Origin of the sequence: Streptomyces marianii (assembly GCF_005795905.1) — a bacterium.
GTDB classification, from domain to species: Bacteria; Actinomycetota; Actinomycetes; order Streptomycetales; family Streptomycetaceae; genus Streptomyces; species Streptomyces marianii.
Genome location: NZ_VAWE01000001.1, coordinates 5,865,559 through 5,882,822, shown reverse-complemented (window position 1 = coordinate 5,882,822; position 17,264 = coordinate 5,865,559). Strand labels below are relative to the sequence as shown.

General features: G+C 68.7%; 21 protein-coding genes and 1 pseudogene. 4 read left to right on the top strand and 18 right to left on the bottom strand.

Annotation, left to right across the window (positions count from 1 at the left end; all coding sequences use genetic code 11):
* Window positions 1-573 precede the first annotated feature (573 nt).
* A complete protein-coding gene (locus FEF34_RS26725) occupies window positions 574-3,489 on the top strand; it encodes a DNRLRE domain-containing protein (protein ID WP_234043183.1) in 2,916 nt (971 codons plus the stop codon).
* A gap of 136 nt (window positions 3,490-3,625) precedes the next feature.
* Here FEF34_RS26725 and FEF34_RS26720 read toward each other — a convergent pair whose 3' ends face one another.
* Complete coding sequence (locus FEF34_RS26720) at window positions 3,626-4,057, bottom strand: hypothetical protein (protein WP_138055423.1); 432 nt, start codon at window positions 4,055-4,057, stop codon at window positions 3,626-3,628.
* A gap of 492 nt (window positions 4,058-4,549) precedes the next feature.
* On the opposite strand from FEF34_RS26720, the gene FEF34_RS43200 reads away from it, so the two are divergent.
* From FEF34_RS43200 to FEF34_RS43190, 3 genes are all read left to right on the top strand, one after another.
* Complete coding sequence (locus FEF34_RS43200) at window positions 4,550-4,864, top strand: NlpC/P60 family protein (RefSeq protein WP_234042568.1); 315 nt, start codon at window positions 4,550-4,552, stop codon at window positions 4,862-4,864.
* Between the two features lie 236 nt (window positions 4,865-5,100).
* Window positions 5,101-6,255, top strand: coding sequence for a helix-turn-helix transcriptional regulator (locus tag FEF34_RS43195; protein WP_171053100.1), 1,155 nt, complete (start codon window positions 5,101-5,103; stop codon window positions 6,253-6,255).
* Window positions 6,256-6,304: 49 nt separating this feature from the next.
* A complete protein-coding gene (locus FEF34_RS43190; RefSeq protein WP_171053099.1) occupies window positions 6,305-6,583 on the top strand; it encodes a hypothetical protein in 279 nt (92 codons plus the stop codon).
* Between the two features lie 520 nt (window positions 6,584-7,103).
* Here the strand turns inward: FEF34_RS43190 and FEF34_RS26705 are convergent.
* From FEF34_RS26705 to FEF34_RS26620, 17 genes and pseudogenes are all read right to left on the bottom strand, one after another.
* Window positions 7,104-7,637, bottom strand: a complete 534-nt coding sequence (locus tag FEF34_RS26705) for a DUF6349 family protein (protein WP_138055421.1) — start codon at window positions 7,635-7,637, stop codon at window positions 7,104-7,106.
* Between the two features lie 51 nt (window positions 7,638-7,688).
* Window positions 7,689-8,510: a hypothetical protein gene (locus tag FEF34_RS41480; protein WP_171053098.1), complete on the bottom strand. Its 822-nt coding sequence runs from the start codon at window positions 8,508-8,510 to the stop codon at window positions 7,689-7,691.
* A 70-nt stretch (window positions 8,511-8,580) separates the two neighbouring features.
* On the bottom strand, window positions 8,581-8,769 hold the full coding sequence (locus FEF34_RS26690; RefSeq protein ID WP_128803103.1) for a DUF4314 domain-containing protein: 189 nt from the start codon (window positions 8,767-8,769) through the stop codon (window positions 8,581-8,583).
* A 91-nt stretch (window positions 8,770-8,860) separates the two neighbouring features.
* Entirely contained in the window at window positions 8,861-9,916 is a 1,056-nt protein-coding gene (locus FEF34_RS26685; protein WP_138055419.1) for an N-6 DNA methylase, read from the bottom strand.
* A 78-nt stretch (window positions 9,917-9,994) separates the two neighbouring features.
* On the bottom strand, window positions 9,995-10,594 hold the full coding sequence (locus FEF34_RS26680) for a hypothetical protein (RefSeq protein ID WP_138055418.1): 600 nt from the start codon (window positions 10,592-10,594) through the stop codon (window positions 9,995-9,997).
* Between the two features lie 17 nt (window positions 10,595-10,611).
* Entirely contained in the window at window positions 10,612-10,896 is a 285-nt protein-coding gene (locus FEF34_RS26675; RefSeq protein ID WP_138055417.1) for a hypothetical protein, read from the bottom strand.
* A gap of 34 nt (window positions 10,897-10,930) precedes the next feature.
* Complete coding sequence (locus FEF34_RS26670) at window positions 10,931-11,278, bottom strand: hypothetical protein (protein WP_138055416.1); 348 nt, start codon at window positions 11,276-11,278, stop codon at window positions 10,931-10,933.
* Between the two features lie 91 nt (window positions 11,279-11,369).
* The gene (locus FEF34_RS26665) at window positions 11,370-11,810 is read right to left on the bottom strand and encodes a hypothetical protein (RefSeq protein ID WP_128803098.1); all 441 of its coding nucleotides are present in this window, start codon (window positions 11,808-11,810) and stop codon (window positions 11,370-11,372) included.
* A 160-nt stretch (window positions 11,811-11,970) separates the two neighbouring features.
* Complete coding sequence (locus FEF34_RS26660) at window positions 11,971-12,648, bottom strand: hypothetical protein (RefSeq protein ID WP_138055415.1); 678 nt, start codon at window positions 12,646-12,648, stop codon at window positions 11,971-11,973.
* Window positions 12,645-12,869, bottom strand: a complete 225-nt coding sequence (locus FEF34_RS26655; RefSeq protein ID WP_138055414.1) for a hypothetical protein — start codon at window positions 12,867-12,869, stop codon at window positions 12,645-12,647. Before FEF34_RS26655 ends, FEF34_RS26660 begins: the two co-directional genes overlap by 4 nt.
* A complete protein-coding gene (locus FEF34_RS26650; protein WP_138055413.1) occupies window positions 12,866-13,210 on the bottom strand; it encodes a hypothetical protein in 345 nt (114 codons plus the stop codon). The genes FEF34_RS26655 and FEF34_RS26650 overlap by 4 nt, the downstream gene beginning before the upstream one ends.
* On the bottom strand, window positions 13,207-13,641 hold the full coding sequence (locus FEF34_RS26645; protein WP_138055412.1) for a hypothetical protein: 435 nt from the start codon (window positions 13,639-13,641) through the stop codon (window positions 13,207-13,209). The genes FEF34_RS26650 and FEF34_RS26645 overlap by 4 nt, the downstream gene beginning before the upstream one ends.
* On the bottom strand, window positions 13,641-14,441 hold the full coding sequence (locus FEF34_RS26640; RefSeq protein ID WP_199800698.1) for a hypothetical protein: 801 nt from the start codon (window positions 14,439-14,441) through the stop codon (window positions 13,641-13,643). Before FEF34_RS26640 ends, FEF34_RS26645 begins: the two co-directional genes overlap by 1 nt.
* Window positions 14,442-14,513: 72 nt before the next feature.
* Window positions 14,514-14,831 (bottom strand): annotated as a pseudogene (locus FEF34_RS26635) (HU family DNA-binding protein); the annotation flags it as partial.
* A 39-nt stretch (window positions 14,832-14,870) separates the two neighbouring features.
* Window positions 14,871-15,245, bottom strand: a complete 375-nt coding sequence (locus tag FEF34_RS26630) for a hypothetical protein (protein WP_138055410.1) — start codon at window positions 15,243-15,245, stop codon at window positions 14,871-14,873.
* 21 nt (window positions 15,246-15,266) lie between these two features.
* Window positions 15,267-15,725, bottom strand: a complete 459-nt coding sequence (locus FEF34_RS26625) for a hypothetical protein (RefSeq protein WP_128803094.1) — start codon at window positions 15,723-15,725, stop codon at window positions 15,267-15,269.
* Window positions 15,722-17,218, bottom strand: a complete 1,497-nt coding sequence (locus FEF34_RS26620; RefSeq protein WP_138055409.1) for a DNA cytosine methyltransferase — start codon at window positions 17,216-17,218, stop codon at window positions 15,722-15,724. The genes FEF34_RS26625 and FEF34_RS26620 overlap by 4 nt, the downstream gene beginning before the upstream one ends.
* Window positions 17,219-17,264: the final 46 nt, after the last annotated feature.

Genomic DNA, 17,264 nt, shown 5'->3' with positions numbered 1-17,264 from the left:
CCTCACGCGATATAACCGCACAGATCAGCGGATCAGATGATCTCTCAGGTTAAGCGGCGGGATTCCCTTCATCCATGCCATAACAGGTGATCAAAAGCCGCAGATACAACGCTGGTGACCGAACATCAGGCGCTCGCCAACTCCACATAACATGTTTACAACACTCTTACATGTAGACGGATCATGTTGATCGTGTGATCGTGTGCGCGCCTTGTGTCCCGCGGCCTGCCGTCGGGGGCTGCCTGTGCTGTCCTGTCCGCCTGGTCCACACGGGAGTAGACCGCCGTGCCCGCGCCGCCTCGTTTCCTCAGCCCATTCGTGCGCACACGCACCAGGCTGAGTCTCACTCTCGGCCTCGTCCTGGCCGCACTCACCACAGCCCTGCTGCCCTGGTGGCAGCCCGATGCCCCGCCAACCGCGCAAGGGGGCGGGACGACCGACGCGAGACCGGCGAAGGTCGGCCCGCGCGACGAGGCCGCCGCAGCAGCGGAAGCCCGGCGTACCGGTAAGAAGGTGCTCGTCGACACGGCGACCACCGCGAACCAGCTCATCTGGGCACTGCCGAACGGCAAGATGCGCACCCAGATCGACGCCCAGCCGCAGCGTGCGAAGAACGCCCAGGGCAAGTGGGCGCCGATCGACACCACGCTGCGCCGGACGAAGGGTGCCGGTTCGCTGAGCATCCGTCCGGTGAACGCGGTCGTGCCGGTGCGTTTCGCCGGCGGTACCCGGTCCGCGGACCGCGCCGACCGTTCGTACGTCCGCGCCCCGCTGGCCGGCGAGACCGTCCTCGCCGAGGTCGACCTGAACGGCCACACCGTCGCGTACACCTGGCCGGGCACCCTGCCCGAGCCGGTGCTCGACGGCCCGCGCGCCCTCTACCCCGAGGTGTTCCCGGGTGTCGACCTGCTGCTGGTCGTGCGCGCCGAGGGCGGCTTCGGCCAGCTCCTCATCGTCAAGGACGAGCAGGCCGCGCAGAACAAGGACCTCGCGACCGTCTCGTACGGGCTGCGCTCGAAGACGGCCGTGTTCCGGCAGGACACGAAGGCCAACCGGATCCAGGTCCTCGGCAAGGACGGCAAGGAGGCCGGCAGCATCCCGACCCCGTTCGCCTGGGACTCGGCCGGCCGCGACCCCGAGCTGCCCCCGGGCACGCCGCAGCGCACCTCCGTGGCCACCACGGCCGACGTGCTGAAGCTGTCGGGCCTGACGGGCATCGAGCCGGGCGCGAAGTCCGCCCAGCTCCCCATCGTCCTCGAGGGTGACGGCACCGGCTCCGCGACGCTGAACCTGGACGTCGCGGCCACGGGCCTGCTCACCGACAAGGACACGAAGTTCCCGCTCTTCATCGACCCGCCGCTCAACAGCGACTGGCTCGCCTGGACCGTGGCGTACAAGAAGTACCCGAACTCCAGCTTCTGGAACGGTACGAACTTCTCCTCCGGCACCTCCGACGCCCGCGTGGGCTACGAGAGCGACACCGGCGGTCTGGCCCGCTCCTTCTGGCGGATGAGGTTCTCCACCAGCTACGAGGGCGCCAAGTTCGACTGGGCCACGTTCAAGATCGTGAACAACCACTCCTGGTCCTGCACCGCCCGTCAGATGGAGTTCTGGCTGACGGGCGGCATCTCCTCGGGTACGACGTGGAACGCGCAGCCGAGCTGGTCGAGGGTGCTGCACAAGAAGTCCTTCGCGCACGGCTGGTCCTCGTCCTGCCCGGACGCGTGGGAGTCGTTCACCGTGACCTCGGCGGCCCAGGAGGCCGCCGACAAGGGCTGGTCGAACATCACCCTCGGCATGCGGGCCACGTCCGAGACCGACACCCAGACCTGGCGCAAGTTCGCCGCGACCGGTGCCCGGATCGAAGGCGAGTTCAACCGCCCGCCGAACCAGCCGACCTCCGGCACGTCCTCGCCGGGCGGTGCGTGCGTGCCGGGCCCGACCGCCAGCACGCTGATCGGCCGTACGACCATCACGCTGAAGGCCAAGGGCTCCGACCCGGACGGCGCTCCGCCGAAGCTGCGCTTCCGCTTCTGGAAGGACGGCAGCGCCACCAAGAAGGAGTACGTCGCCACCCCGACCTCCACGGGCTACGGCCAGATGGTCATCGAGGCCACCGATCCGCTGCTGACGGGCCTCACGGCGAACACGCTGTTCAAGTGGGACGTACGGTCCGAGGACTCGACGTACCCGGACGCGGGCTCCACCTCGTCCTTCTTCCCGAACGGCAGCGAGCCGTGCCAGATCACCGTCGACCCGATCGCCCCGCCGCAGCCGGACATCACCAGCACGGTGTTCACCGAGGCCACCGACGACGGCAAGACGTGGGCGGCGGTGAACTTCGGCAAGCCCGGTGACTTCACCTTCACCGCCGCCGGCGCCTCCAAGTTCCGTTACGCCTTCGAGGGCAACGGCTACGTCGACGCGCCGACCCCGGTCAACGGCAAGGTCACCCTCACGAACGTCACCCCGCCGCACGCGGGACCGGTGACGATCACCGTCTACGCCTACGACGTCAACGGCAACCAGAGCATTCGCGGCGACTACAAGTTCTACCTGCCCCCGCGTGACGCCGCCGACGGACCGATGGACACGGGTGGCGACAACATCCCCGACCTGCTCGTCCTCTACGCGGACGGCAGGCTGCGGAACTGCGTCGGCGCCCCCGCCGACCCGACCGTCCCCGGCACCGGCGGTGAGCTCTACAACTGCCTGTCCGGCTCGTACGTCACCGCCGGCAAGAAGGTCGACCCGGCGAACCACTGGATCAACACCGCGGGCACGCCGTCGCTGATCGCGCACTACGACGACATCTACCCGGGCGACGGGTCAACCGACCTGTTCGCCGTCACCCCGGACAAGCAGTTCTGGCTCTACCCGGGCGACGGCTACGGCACCTTCAACGTCGACCAGCGCATGAAGATCCGGCTGCCGTCCAACGCCCCGGCGCCGTCCACGTGGACGCAGATGAAGGCGATCGGCGACATCACGGGTGACAAGCACCCGGACATCGCCCTGCGCGCGGGCACCGCGTTCTGGATCCTCTCCGGCTACACCGGCGGCAGCTTCCAGTCCGCCACGCTCATGGAGGGCACCGCCTGGGCCACCACCGCTCGCGACATCGTCAACATCGCGGACATGAACAAGGACAACACGCCCGACCTGCTGTGGCGGAACGTGTCCAACGGCAACATGTACGTCCGCCACGGCAAGCCCGGCGCGGTCGCCGGCAGCGTCGACCTCGAGTCGATCAAGCTGGCGGCCAACTCGGTCAACGGCGACGTCCGGTTCGGCACGAACTGGACCGCGACCAACATCACGGCCGTGATCGGTATCCCGGACGTCAACAAGGACGGCGTCCCGGACATGTGGGCCCGCGAAGGCGCCACCGGCAACATGAAGCTGTACAACCCGTCCACCACCGACACCAACGCCCCGGTCAAGACGGTCCTGTCCACCGACTGGAGCACTGTCAAGGCGTTCGGCTGATCCCGGCCGCCCGCTGACGACACCGAGCCCCCGGCACCACTCGGCGCCGGGGGCTCACCCCATCTCACATACGGCCACGAGTACGAAGCCCGGCCGTCGTGGTGGCGTTGCGGCCGGGCCAGACAGCGGCAGTCGGTCAGTCCTCGCTCGCTGTCAGCTTCTCCAGCGCGGCGACCAGCTCGGTGCGCCGCTGGTCGGACGTGTTCTTCTGCTCCTGCGCCGTCCAGGCGAGCGCGAACCGGTCGACCTGCCGCCAGTCGCTGCCGACCTTCTTCATTTCCTTGACCCAGTTCGCGGCGACCGCCGGCGTCTCGTACTCGTAGATCGAGACGGTGTAGGTGGTAATGAGCTGGACGCAGTCGTTCTTGTGCGGCTCTTTGCCGGCAGCCTCGTTGGAGCACAACTTGGTGTTGTCGGTCTGGTCGCCGAGGTCGACGACGCCGGTTGCGTCGGCAAGTTCGGCCGCGACTTCTTCGGCGGTGAGGCGGTCGGGCTCGTCGTTGCTGGAGCAGGCGGTAAGTGCGAGCGCGGTGATCGCTATGGCAGTGACGGTGTGGCGGTGGCGCATGTTCTCCCCGGGAACGCGGTGGTTGCGGAGGAATCATGCCGTACCCGGGACGGGATTTCTTTCCCGGCATGCCTGATCCGGTACTGCCGCGCCCATGTCCGCGAGGCGGCGCACACAGCCCGGGCTGACCTTACGCCCGCCGTACCTCTGTATCCCGTACCCGTACCTCGTACATTCGGCCTGTGCGGGACTGATTGCCGCGCCTCGCGATAGTCGTCACACGCCCCCGCTCGAGCGGTGCGCGTGCCACGCGGCGAGGGACATGCCTTTCCCCCACCGATTGTCCGCTGCTCCACCCTCCCGAAAGGTCACCCATGACCTACCTGCTGCACGGCCCGCCACACCACCGAGGAGTAGCCGTCACATGCCGCTCGGCCCGGACACTCCTCTCTCCAGCAAGCTCGCCGTACCGCTCAACAGGAAACGCGGGACCGAAGGGAAGACCCCCAGCACGCGCGCGCTAGCCGCCGCAACGGCGGCAACACCAGAGGCATGACCCACCAAGTCGTCAACGATCTCCTGAACGGGGTGCAGTCGGACCCGAAGAGCTCCCAACTGATCAGGCTGGCAAGGGCGTTCGAAGGGGATGCGTACCTGTTCAACCCCAACTACTACCGGCGCTGCGCCTGCAAGGCGCCTGCCCTCGACGACCTCCAGCCCGGCGACATCATCTACTGGTACGACAACAGCCGGCACAACGGCCTGTCCATAGGCGACGGCAAGGCCATCCACGCGCCGCGCACGGGCAAGAACATCGAGATCACCAACCTCGGCTCCATGCCGTACTTCGCCGCCACGCGGCCGTGATGGCCGCGTGGCTGCCGACTGCAGCCGGCCATATCTAGAAGCAGTGCCACCGAAGAGAGACCCCGGATACTCGTGGTCGTCCTAACTGGGCAACCCGCAGCCGAGCATGGTCGCGTACACGGTCTCGGCGACGTTCTGTTCGTCGTGGCGAGGGAAGCGGGAGGAGTCGGGCGAAGTCAGTGGCGGCGCAGGATCGGATGCCGATATCGGTTTCGTCACTTCCGGAGGTGGCCAGGGTGCGGGAGTTCCAGCGGGGTGCGGTGCGGCTGCACATCCTGCATCACGCGGCCGCGGAGGAGATCCACGGTGCGTGGATGACCGAGGAACTGGCCTCCCACGGCTACCGGATCAGCCCCGGCACCCTGTATCCGACGCTGCACCGGCTGGAGGCGGAGGGGCTGCTGGTGTCCGAGCAGCGGGTGGTCGACGGCCGCACCCGGCGGGTGTACAAGGCGACCGAGGCCGGGAAGCAGGGGAAGAAGGGCCTGCGGAAGATCACCTCCGCAGCCACCATGCACCGCATCAACGACACCCTCAGCTCGGCTCTGTCCTGGGGCGTCAAGCGCGAACAGCTCTTCCCGAGGAACTGGGCCCAGCTCGTGGAGCTGCCGGCGGTCACCCGGCCCAAGCCGCTCGTCTGGACTTCCGAGCGCATCGAGCACTGGAAGCGCATCGGCGAGAAGCCCGGCCCGGTCATGGTCTGGACACCGGAGCTGACCGGTCAGTTCCTCGACTTCGTCAAGGACGACTGGCTCTACGAGCTGTGGCACAGCTTCATCTTCCTCGGCCCCCGCCGCGGCGAGATGGCCGCGCTGCCCTGGACTGAAGTCAGTCTCGATGCCCTGTGGCTCCGAATCTCCCAGCAGATCGTCGAGGTGGCGTACGAGCTGTACGGAGAAGCTCCGAAGACCGACAGCGTTCGCACCCTGTCCCTGAGCTTGGAGTCCGGGGACAACCTCGCCGCCTTCCGCGCGAAGCAGGAGAAGCAGCGCCAGCAGTGGGGAGACGCCTACGTCGAGAGCGGCCGGGTCTGGACGCACGAGAATGGCGAGGCGCTGCACCCCGACTGGATATCCCGACGCTTCACCCGCCTCATCGAGCTGTCGGGCCTGCCGCCGGTCCGCCTTCACGACCTGCGGCACCTCGCCACCACCCTGTCCCTGCTTGCCGGGCACGACATCAAGGTCGTCCAGGAGAAGCTGGGGGCACTCCTCGCGCCAGATCACCTCCGACACGTACACCAGCGTGCTGCCCGAGATGATGCGGGCCGAGGCCGAGTCGGTCATGTCCGTCGTCCCCTTCCAGGTGCGCACGCCGCTGACGATCCCGGAGACAGCCTGGCAGAACGACATCGCCGTCTTCTTCGCGCACGGCGCCAGGCAGTCAGGTGACACCTGGGCCGTCGGAGCTCAGACCCGGCCGGACTCCGACCTCCTCGGCGTGATCACCCTGACCGGCCGGGGTCAGGACGACGCCGCCAATGCAGCGGTGAAGTGGGGGCGTGGTCACTGCTCCGCGAGCGACCTGGAGCTGGTGCGTGTGGAGAACTTCAACGACCGCTACCCCGAGGAGCAGCGAGCCGACTTCTCGCTCACGCGCTTCATGGTCGCCCGCTCCGAGTCCCCGACCGTCGAAGGGTGGGCCCTACCGACCGGCCTGCCGCCAGCGGCGTCCCGCCCCGGTCGCCAGGCTCCGAACAGGCGCCGGAAGGTGGCGTGAAGGCGCTTCTGTCCACTGAATCGTCCCCGCGTCCACTGTGCGTCCACTGGATCTTGGTCTGAACGGATGAACGGGGGTCGCCACCCTGGAGCGGTGGCCCCCGTTCTCGCGTTTCCGCAGGTAGAAACGGTTCTCTGGGAGAACCTTGCGGTGGGGCGGGTGGGACTCGAACCCACGGCCGACGGATTATGAGTCCTTTGAGGATCTTGGCGGCCCTTGCGTTTCTACGCTGACTTTGGGCGTTCTCCCAGCTCAGACGGCGTGACGCGTGCTGGCGCGCTGGAACCTTTGTCAGTCTGTTCCTGTCCTTGTGTCCCCAACGTGTCCCCAACGAGTCCCCAAGGGGACGCAGTGAAGTGCTCCGGGAAGGATCGCAACAGCTCAGAGCCGGTGGCCGAACTTCTCCGCAGCGGATTACCCTTCCAACGCGAAGAGGCCCCGCCCCGGAACCGGGGAAGAGCCTCTGTGGCCGTTTATGCAGGCCAGACGTCGTGCCGTCACTCTACCCGGCTGATCCGACCTATTCCAGGGCGAGCTGGATGGCGCTGGACGGCTTCGACTTACGGCGTGTCGTATGGAGGATGAATCCGCCACCGGGGGCGGCCCCGGCCTCATGCCGGTCGAAGGGCGGTTCAGCGTAGAGCCGAAGCGGCCCGCCGGCGTCGAACCAACCCTGCGGGTACCTCGCCCTGACGTGCTGCCACCACATCCTCGCCCCTCTGCCGCTCGCCCGGTCCATGATCGGGAGACTGCGCCATTCGGGATGGGTGTGGTCGTGGGCGTCTTCAATCGCCGCGTCTCGGCGTCGCCGGTCTGGCCCCTCCCAGGGGCAGGCGAGGCAGGCGCCGCGGTGCAGCCATAGGGCGTCCGTGATGATCTTGCGTATGGATGTTGCCGAGTGATGTTCGCTGGGTTCCGGCGGTGTGCCGAACTGCGTGGTGAAGCCGGGGTCGCCGTATCCGATGGACCAGGTGCCACGGAGGACTTCCCTGTCGGCGTTCCGGAGACTGGTGTAGTGGCGCTGACGGGCTATGGCTCCGGTGTCGTTACTCATGGCACTCCGGGGGGGCGCGGCGTTGCCGCGCCCCTTGTCGAGTTGTACGGGTCAGTTGGTGCTGGTCTTGGGGCGCCGCCTGGACGTGCGCTTGCGCGGACGCCGAGCCGCGGCGGCTTCCGGCTGCTCGTCGGCCGGACTGCTGGCCGTTTCCGCTGGGGCGGGTTCGGAGTCACCGTCCGGCTCGGGCTCCGGCTTGGGCTCGGCCTCCGGGTGGGGGTCGGGCTCCGGCTCAGGGTCCGGCTCGGGCGCGACCTCTGGCGTCGCCTCGGGCTCCGGCTCGGGGTCGACTTCCGGCTCCTGCTCCGCCTCGGGCTCCGGCTCGACCTCCGGCTCAGGCTCGGAGGCGGCCTCCGACTCCCTCTCGACCTCCGGTTCGGGGTCCGGGTCTTCCCCGGTGGTGGTGGCGGCTGGGGAGGGGGCGCGCTCGGCGGTGACGGCCGCGAGGGCGTTGTCGAAGAGGTCTATCCACGGCTTGTGGCCGACGTAGCGAGGCTTGTGCTCGAAGGCCGGGAGGAGGTCTTCGAGAGTGCGCAGGATGATGACCGCCGGTTCCTCCTCTTCGTCTGTGACGAGCGTGGTCGCCTTGTTGTAGCGGTGGCCTTCGGGAAGGCGCACGGCGACGTGGGCCTCGTGGGCGGCGCGTTCAGCCGGGCTGGCGCCGGCGGGGAGGGTGGGCGCGGCGTTGCCGGTGATCCAGAGCTGGACGGTTGCTCCGCCGAAGATGGGGCGGAAGCTGATGGCTCGTCCGTCGCTGTAGATCAGGTGGGCCGCGCCGTCGGCGGGCGCTTCGGGGTCGAGAGTCCAGTCTCCTCCGAGTCTCTGGGCAACGGTGGCCGCCGTTTCTCGGACTGCGGCGTCGGTGATGAGCATGGGGCGTGTCTCCAAGAGGTCTGCTGATGGGGTGTCGGGCCCGTCCCGGTGCGGGACGGGCCCGACGGGGTTACGCGGGGCGCACCTCGTCGCCGTCGTCCAGGAGCATCGAGAGCGTGGAGCCGCTGTCCCAGTCGACGGAGAGCTGGGCGAGGTTGGCGTCGTACCGGCGAACGGTTCCCTCGTCTCCTTCGGTGAGGTCGGTGTGCGGATCGGTGGTGTGGACGAGCGCGATGCGGTCGCCTCGCTTGTAGGTCATCGGAACCCCTTCCCTTCGCTGGTTCTATTCTATATGCATTCAGGGCAAGGTCAAGATCTCCTACAAGAGATTTCGGCGGCGTCTGCCCTGGTCAGGCAGCCACTCCGCGCACCAGCGCCTCGACCTTCTGGATCGCCGCGAGGATGGCGGCCTGCGCATGCAGATCGTCACGCCGCTCGATGGCCTCGCGAGCCTGCTGGGCCGCTTTCGCCGTCACGTCGCCGTCGTGCAGGGTGTCACCGCAGGCGATCAGGACGTGCGGACCGAGGTCCCAGATGATGGCGTTGACGGCCGCACCGGCCGCCGCGAGTTCGTCGATGTCGGTCAGGCACCATCCGAACTCGTGGGGGTCGATGTTCTTGTCCCGCATGACCTGGACGGCCGCGCGGTACATCCCACCGGTTCCACCCGCTGGCTCGTCGAACTTCATCCCCGGCTTGAGCGGCATGTCATCGAGCAGCATCCGCGCCATCAGTTCGGCGACCTCGGGAGGCGTGTGGACCTCCGCGAGAGCGTCGTGGGCTCCCTTCGACCGCATGATGGCCAGCAGGGCGCCCATCACATCCGTGGTTGAACGGGAGTACGCGTCGTCGCTGCTGGTCAGGTGGAGCAGCCCTCGGGTGAGCGCGGCCTCCACCACTGCCCTGACGGCGCGGGCGCGTGTCGGGCCGGGCTTCTCGTCCTCGATCCACTTGTGCAGTGGCGTGGCTCGGTCGATCAGGTCCGGGCGCATGATCCACCAGCGCGCCCAGCACTCGCGGAAGGCTGTGAGGAGCTGGTCGTCGTCGAGGCTGAGCCACCAGTCGGCGGCGAGGTAGGCGTCCGGGCCGCGCAGGGGCCACAGGGCGAGCGTGGCCACCACGCCCATGGGAATCTCGATGCTCGCCCCGCCTTGCGCGTGGTGCCAGGCGTAGCTGACGGCTTCGGCTATGTCGAAGGCGGTCTGGTGCGGGTTGCTCAACGAGGGGCGGTAGTGGCCCAGCCTGGGCTTGACCGTGGCCAGCTTGGGGCGGGCCTCGGGCGAGGTGGTGACGGGGGCGGGCGCCGGCGGGAGGTCGGTGAGGTACCTGCGGGTCGCCGCGGGGATGGGCGGGGACGGGGGTTCGTCGGGAACGTCGGCGTCGGCGAACAGGTCGAGCTGGCTCATGCGGTCCTCCAGGACGGTGATGGTCGGGGCGTGGCTGTGCGGCGGCCCGCCCGTTGCACGGGCCGCCGCACAGGGGGGTCAGCGTGCTCCGCGCTGCATGCGGCGCAGGGCGGCGGCGGCTTCCTCAGAGCGCCCCGCCGCCGACAGGGCGGTGTGCCTGAGCAGTTCGGTCAGTTCTTCGGTGGCGACCTGGGCGAGGATGTCGGTGAGGCTCAGGTGCTGCTGGTCGGGCGCGCGGTACGGGTATCCGGCGGCGAGCGTGAGCACGATGCCCGGGATGAACTGGTCGGTCTGCTCGTCGCTGAGACCGAGACGTCGTCCGACGCGGTGCATGGCGTCGGTGTCGCCGAGGAGGGCGGTCGGCGGAACGGCCTGGTGGGCTCGCTCTGCGACGGCGATCTCCCGCTGCACGTACGCCTCCCAGCTCAGGCGGGCGTCGGCTTCCCGGCCGTCGGCCAGGAGCGCGCTGGCGGTGAGGGTGGCCTTGAAGCGGGGCGTCCGCATGGCGGTCTGCATGTACTCGGCGGGCGTGAAGCCGGCGCGAGCGACGGCGGGCTCGTGGGACTGGGCGTGGAAGTACTCAAGGGTGGCGAGCAGGGCGCTCTCGGCGGCCACGGGGTGCACGCCCAGACGGGCCACGAGGGCGGCGCACAGGATCTCCGACGCGATGGTGTGCATGCTGATCTCCAAGGGGTCTATTCGGTGCGGGCGTTGGCGGCGAGGTAGGCGTTGGCGGCGGCCAACCGCGCGGGGCTGGCGACGAGTTCTTCCGCCCAGACGCGCAGGGCGATGTCGCCAGCGGCGTCCGCGTCGGGCGCGGTGACGACGTAGGCGTGCTGTTGGGCTTCTTGCAGCTCGGCGCACCGCCTGTCGTGGGCGGCTTCGTCATCGGGCGGGGGTTCGACCGCTACGACCTCGACTTCGGCGGGGTTGGGTTCGCGGTAGATGACCCACCACGTCTGCTGTGGCGAGCTGGTCACGGCGTCTCTCCTTCGTGATCGCGTCGGCGGGTGGTCAGTCCCGTGGCTGAGGTGCCGGGTAGTGGACGAGGAGTTCGGCGATCTCTCGGCCGATGTGATCCATGAGGGTGCGGATCTGCTTCCTGTCGCCGCCGAGGTACAGAGCCAGGTCGAGGACCTGGGGCGCGGCGGTGTAGTCCAGGAGCTGGCGGTACTGGTCTTGGGCGAGCGTCACGAGGCTGTCCGGCCGCAGTGCCCAGGACGCGGTTGCGGCGCTGTCGATGAGGTTCGCGGCGGCGCGAAGCGTCGCGTCGTCGGGCTGGCGGGTGGCGATGACCAGGAACATCGCGCCGAAGTGGTGTTCCGGCGTATTGATGACCGGCGGCTCGGGGCGGGCAGGCATGGGATCTCCAGTTCGGGGCGCATCGCCGAATGCTTCTTTTCTATGTGCATTCGGGGAGCGGTGCGCCCATGCTGAGGACAGGGGAAGGGGGTTAGCTCTCGGGGAAGTCCACGACGAGGGCCGTCGCGTTGAGCGGTCCAATCGTGCGCGGGGCGAGACCCCGGGGGTTGGAAGGCAGAGGGATGGCAATGTCGCGGGGGTCCGGCAGCGGGTGGACGTAGAAGTAGCCGGGCGGGTGGGTGCGAAGGTCGGCCAGGCGGGCAAGGAAGGACACGTCGCCGGTGAGGCTGGCCCACACGGCCCCCGGTTCCTTGAGCAGGTCGAACTGGAGGAGGAGTCGCCCGTCGTCGCCGTGCAGGCGCCACAGGGCGTAGCTTCCGGGTCCGCCGGACTGGGTGGCGACGATCGTCTTGATGCGCGGCTCGATCCCGGCTGCGGTGACCGTCAGGCGCCGCAGTACGGCGCGTGAGAGATTGCGGGTGGCCAGGCAGACCTGACGATCCGCGATCCGACAGGGGTCGACCGGTGTCACGCGTGTCCTCCTTGGTGTAGGTCCGCCCGGCGGCCGGGTTTGCATGTCACCGGCCGCCGGGCGGAGTTCGGGTGGGGCTCCCCCCTTCGTTCTGGTTCTATTCTATATGCATTAGGGGGGTTTGCAAGATTTCGGGGGAATTTTGTTGTCAGGGGTTGAACTATTTCCGCAGCTCAGCGGGCGTTTCCGGCGGGGCCAGCTCTCTGATGTGAAGGACGAGGCGGGACCCGGTGACCACGTGCCCGATCCTCATGTCCGGGCCGATGACACGCGTGTGGTCGTCGTCGTCCAGGACTCCTTGGTCCACGAGTCCGTCCACGCACGCCTTGAAGCTGGGATACCAGTTGGCCGGGTCGCGTCGCTGTCGGTCCTCGGGGTGCAGCACGCCGACGATGTGAGCCCTCTCCAGATGCGGCACTGCCCGCGAAGCCGCCCAGGCGGCGCGCCGCAGAACTCTGGTGATGTCGGCGCGACGGTGATGGTGGAGCCGCTGGTTGGAGTTGAGGAGCAGCAGCCGCGGGGGCAGTGCCACGCGGAACCGTCGCCCCGGCATCCCGTCGAACCAGTCCGTCGTCTCAGCAGCAACCTCTCCGCGCGCCGGCGGCTTGGTCACCGCGGTCACGTCCTCGGGCGCGTATCCGCTCTTGCGTCTGCTTCCCGTCCCGGTGACCGCCGTGGGGTGCAGGCTCGACACGAGGATGAGGCGCTGGCGAAGCCCGGTGGCCGCGTCGGCGACCAGGGCGCGCGGGTCCCCCTCTTCGTACTCCACGATGCGGATGCGACCGGTGTCCTGCGGGTGGCAGGCCGCGAAGATGCGGCCGGTTCGTATGTGGGTCATGGGCGGTCCCGGTTCACCAGCGCGTCGACGGCCCTGGCGGCGACGGCCGCAGGCCAGAAGACGATGACGACAGCGAGGTACAGCGCCACAGCGACGGGCATGAGTTGCGCGGCCAGGCGCAGCAGCGGTTCGTCGGCCAGCAGCCCGGTGACGGAGGCAGTCAGGATGACGGCCCCGGCCAGCCAGCCGAGGAGGACGAGCGCGCAGAGCAGTCCGGTCACGACCCGCTCTCCCGGTCCGGCTTCACGGGGACGATCCTCAGCACCCCGGCTCGGGCGAGTCGAAGTGCCAGGGAGGCCACCCGCCCTCTGGGGTGGTTGGCGAACCCCTCGCAGATGGCGGGCGTGTCCGTGCCGAGCGTCTTGTGGCAGACGATGTGCCCTTCGTTGGCCACGGCCTTCTTGACCATGCCCGCGACCCGGCCCGGCTCCAGGTTCATGAGGTTGCCCGACCGGAAGATGCACGTCGAGCAGCGGTGGGCGCATACCCGGACGCTCCAGGTCGCCGGGTCGGCGACGTCATCGCGCAGCCCGTCCGCTGAGTATGTGGCGGCGCCGGTCACCGATCAGCCCCCGGCGTGGCCGCGATCACGGCTTCCCCGGTTGCGGCGAGGAGCGTGTGCATGCACGCGGGCCACAGGTCCGGGTCATCGGACCTGTAGGCGGCGTCATAGAGAGCCAGCGTGGTGTCCGTGTCGTCGTTGAGGTAGGCGGCGATGAAGCGTGCGGCGAACAGATGATGCGGGGGGACGGTGTCCTCCGGCCGCGACCCGTCAGCAGTCCTGATCCCCCAGAAGCAGGCGTGGCCATGGCTTCCGTGCATCTTCGTCAGCGCGGCCTTGGCGACGGTGGCGATGCCCAGGGCCACCCCGTACATCATCGAAGGCGTCTGCGTCTCCGACAGCGTGGCGAGGATCTGCACGGACTCTTCGCGCCGCCCCTCCACCCAGCGTCCGACCGCTTCCCAGACCCGCTCGGCTATCTCCTCGTGCATCAGCACACCTCTTCGTTCATCAGCTCGTCGCGGTCGACAGTGGTCGCTTCTCGTTCGTCGGGCAGCATGGGCGCCACCTGGTGCGCTCGCCGGAGCTCGGCCAGGGGCAGGGAGCGGGCGACGCCCTTGCGTCGCTGCCGGAGGATCGTGACGGGCCCCAGCAGCCGGCGCAGGTCCTCTTCCTGCGCCTCGGCGTAGGCGTACCGGTCGGGCATGACCTCGAGGAGGTGCCTCCACTGACGCATCCCCGCCCGGACGCATGTCCCTCCGCAGTTGTTGTGGGAGAAGCCCAGCTCGTACAGGCGCGGCGGAGCGACGCCCAGTGCGCGCGCCTCCTGGAGCAGTTCGCTCTTGGTGCGCGGCGGTTCCCACTTCGAGCACAGGGGGAAGCGGGTGCGCCACGGCTTCCAGGCGCGGGCGATGGCGGGTATGCGGGCCCTGTCGCGCACCGTAGGTTCGATTCCGACGTACACGAGCGTGTGGGCGGGGTCCCTGTGCGCCTCCATCCACGCGCGGCACGGGATTTGCTTCAACGCCCGGGTGCATGGCGCGAGTCGGTCGTTCCCCAGGAACTTCTTGTCTCGGAACACCTGCCAGGGCGTGCGCCCGTCCGCCACCTTGGTCAGCGGCACCCCCAGCAGACGGCTGGTGTCGTCAGCGAATCTCCACAGGTCGTGATCCTCAATGCCCGTGTCGGCGATGAGGAGGGTGAGGTCGTCGGTTCCGTGCTTCTCGGCGACGCGGACGGCGGCTGCGAAGCTGCCGATGCCGCCGCTGAACTGCACGACGTGAGCGGTCACTGTTCGCTCCGGGTTCGGGCCGCCCCGGGTCCTCCCGGGGCGGCAACGGCGTGCAGGTCAGGTGCGAGGCGTCTTCGGGGCCTTCTTGATGGCGCTGCCCTCTTCCGGGAGCGGCTTGGTGCCGTCGACCAGGGCCTTGAAGGACGCTCCGGGGCGGAAGCGGACCGCCCGGGTGGCCTCCACCTTCACCCGCTCTCCGGTCTGCGGGTTGTGCGCGAGTCGCGCCGGACGCTCCACGGGTTCGATCGAGCCGAAGCCGGTCACGCTGACCCGCTTCCCCTCGGCCACCGCGCGGACGATCGAGTCGAAGACGGCCTCCACCGCCTCTGCGGCGACGGTCCGGGAGCCGATCTTGGCGGCGACGTCCTCGATGAGGAGCTTCTTGTTCATGGCTGTCCTTCTGTGGGTTGGGGTGGGAAGCGGCCGAGATCAGGCGGCGGGCTCGCCGAGTGCCAACGCCCAGTGGTTGGCGGCTCGGGGCGCGGCCTGCGGCACGTAGGCGACGGCCTCGACGGGGATGTCCGCGTAGCTGCCGTAGGTGCGGCGGCACAGGTTGCCCTGGGCCGTCGTGGCCGGATTGGTATGTGAGTCCGGGTCGTTGCTGCCGATCAGGTGCGCCCATCGCTCGTAGACGCCCTCTTGGGGCCGGTGCATGTGCAGCCGGACGCCCATGCCGTACTCCACGCCGTCGTAGAAGATGGCGGCGAACTCGATGCCGGGCGCGGGCAGGTCTGGGTTGAGCTGTGCGATGAGCGCCACGGCCGCGACGGGGCCGAGGAGTTCACGCATCGATCGGTTGTTCATCTGTCCTACTCCTTCGGTGGATCAGGCGACGTCTGGGAGTTCGAGCTGCTGCGCGTCCGGCTCGTCCTCGGCGTCGAGTGGGTTGGGGCCGGGCTGGTAGAAGGGCTGGCAGTCGGGGCACTGCTGCTCGACGGCGCGGCGGTGGGCGCGGGACCCGGCGGCGGTGCCGCACGACTTGCGGATGACCGCCGGCGGCAGCTCCGAGGGGTCGGCGTCCGGCAGGGCGTGAACGATCACGCCGTTGAGCCAGATCCGGCCGCCGCAGACGCCGTCGAAGTCGTTCTTGGCGGGCAGGACCTGCCGGATGCAGGCAGCTCGGTAGGGGCAGCCGCCGCAGACGTAGAGGACGGGTTCGCAGATGGCGACCAGGTCCTTACCGGTCTTCCACCGGTTGTCGGCCACGGCGAAGTCGGGATCGCCCCAGCAGGGGGCGTGGTCGGTGACGTGTGTGCCGGGGAGGGCACTGCGAGATCCGGTCACAGGACGGGCTCCAATCGCTGGCCTATCCACCGCGCGACGTTGACGGAGACCGCGTTGCCTGCCTGCATGGTCTGTTCGGCCTGGTTGCCGTAGACGACGTACTTCGCCGGGAACCGCTGTCCTTCGAGCTGTTCGCGGGGCTTGAGCATCCGGAAGTAGCAGTCGTTGATGTCCGGCGCGGAGCGGACCAGGGCGGCCGAGTCGCGGGTGGAGAGGGTGTGGACGGGTTCGGCGGCCGTCTTCACTGCGGCCTTGCGGTACGGCACGACGAGGGTGTTCCTCGCCCGCTCCGGCACACGGCCGGCGTGGGTGACCAGGCCGTGATGGTTGCCCTGCGCAGTGACTCCGCTCAGCGGATTGGCCGCGGGGCTGGCGGTGGCGTGGTTGCGGAACTCGACGATGAACGGGTCCACCGTCAGGAGTGCTTCGCTCTCGCGGGTGGTGCGAGTACGAAGCGGCACGTCGACGGGAACGGCGTCGGTGTTCCACGAGCCGCCGGTCGGCACCAGGAGGGCGTCACCCTGCTTGGCCGTGCGTGTCGGCAGGGGCCGGTCCTCAACCGCGTACGCGCGGTCGCCGCCCTCCTTGCCGTGCGTCAGAGTGATCGAGCTGGGCCGGTAGGGGAACTTGAGGAGGCCCGCGCGGATGCGGTCCATCGTGGTGTCCACGAGGGGCTTCTTGCGGTCGCCGATGCGTGTGCCGAGGTCGTCCCAGTTGATGATGTCGCTGGCCGGTCGGACATACGGCTCGACCATGGCGTGGCGGCAACGGCTGTTGGGGCAGCGGTAGATGTAGTCGCGCCGGTACTTCCCGATCCGTACGCCCGCCACGTTCCACGACTGAACAGCGTGCACGTCCTCGCCGCAGTCCACGCACGGCGCGAGGGGCCTGGGCTCCAGGTCCGGCTTCCGCATGGTCTTGAGGGTGAAGACCACGTACATCCGGTCGCGCCACTGCGGTGCGCGCAGGTTGACGTCGTCGCCAATGTGGGCACTGCTGACGCACACGATCTGGTACTGGTAGCCGAGCAGTTCCATCGCTTCGAGCCACTTCGGGAACAAGATCCAGTCGAGACCGAACTCGACGACGTTCTCCACGACGATGGCCTTGAACCGCTTGGCCTCGGCTGCCCGGACGACGCACCAGCCTGTGACCCGGGTCCGCTCGAAGGCGTCCTTGGTCAGGGCCTCCCAGTCGTCGCCCTCCTCGATGAGGTCAAGCAGATCCATCTGGTGGGTCTCGCGCCGCCGCCCGCCCGCGGGACTGATCTCCGTGCAGATGACCGACGCCCACAGGACGTCGGCGTTGGGCAGATAGCGCATCGGGAATCCGGAGATGTCGATGCAGGCGTGGTCCGCGTTGCGGTGGTTGGCGGCGTGCGTGTCGATCGCGAGTTGCCAGTGGTTGATCCCGAGGATCAGTTCGTACCCGGCTTCGACAAGCCCGGTGCTGCTGCCTCCTGCGCCGCACAGCAGGTCGATGACTTTGGCCATGGTGGTGGTTCGTTCTCCAAGAGGTCTACGGAGCCCGGCCCCGCAG

What these genes read in the sequence shown, in the direction of transcription:
- FEF34_RS26725 (WP_234043183.1), top strand. Translation starts at nt 574, where the DNA reads ATGCGCACCCAGATCGACGCCCAGCCGCAGCGTGCGAAGAACGCCCAG.
- FEF34_RS26720 (WP_138055423.1), bottom strand. Translation starts at nt 4,057, where the DNA reads ATGCGCCACCGCCACACCGTCACTGCCATAGCGATCACCGCGCTCGCA.
- FEF34_RS43200 (WP_234042568.1), top strand. Translation starts at nt 4,550, where the DNA reads ATGACCCACCAAGTCGTCAACGATCTCCTGAACGGGGTGCAGTCGGAC.
- FEF34_RS26705 (WP_138055421.1), bottom strand. Translation starts at nt 7,637, where the DNA reads ATGAGTAACGACACCGGAGCCATAGCCCGTCAGCGCCACTACACCAGT.
- FEF34_RS41480 (WP_171053098.1), bottom strand. Translation starts at nt 8,510, where the DNA reads ATGCTCATCACCGACGCCGCAGTCCGAGAAACGGCGGCCACCGTTGCC.
- FEF34_RS26690 (WP_128803103.1), bottom strand. Translation starts at nt 8,769, where the DNA reads ATGACCTACAAGCGAGGCGACCGCATCGCGCTCGTCCACACCACCGAT.
- FEF34_RS26685 (WP_138055419.1), bottom strand. Translation starts at nt 9,916, where the DNA reads ATGAGCCAGCTCGACCTGTTCGCCGACGCCGACGTTCCCGACGAACCC.
- FEF34_RS26680 (WP_138055418.1), bottom strand. Translation starts at nt 10,594, where the DNA reads ATGCACACCATCGCGTCGGAGATCCTGTGCGCCGCCCTCGTGGCCCGT.
- FEF34_RS26670 (WP_138055416.1), bottom strand. Translation starts at nt 11,278, where the DNA reads ATGCCTGCCCGCCCCGAGCCGCCGGTCATCAATACGCCGGAACACCAC.
- FEF34_RS26660 (WP_138055415.1), bottom strand. Translation starts at nt 12,648, where the DNA reads ATGACCCACATACGAACCGGCCGCATCTTCGCGGCCTGCCACCCGCAG.
- FEF34_RS26645 (WP_138055412.1), bottom strand. Translation starts at nt 13,641, where the DNA reads ATGCACGAGGAGATAGCCGAGCGGGTCTGGGAAGCGGTCGGACGCTGG.
- FEF34_RS26630 (WP_138055410.1), bottom strand. Translation starts at nt 15,245, where the DNA reads ATGAACAACCGATCGATGCGTGAACTCCTCGGCCCCGTCGCGGCCGTG.
- FEF34_RS26620 (WP_138055409.1), bottom strand. Translation starts at nt 17,218, where the DNA reads ATGGCCAAAGTCATCGACCTGCTGTGCGGCGCAGGAGGCAGCAGCACC.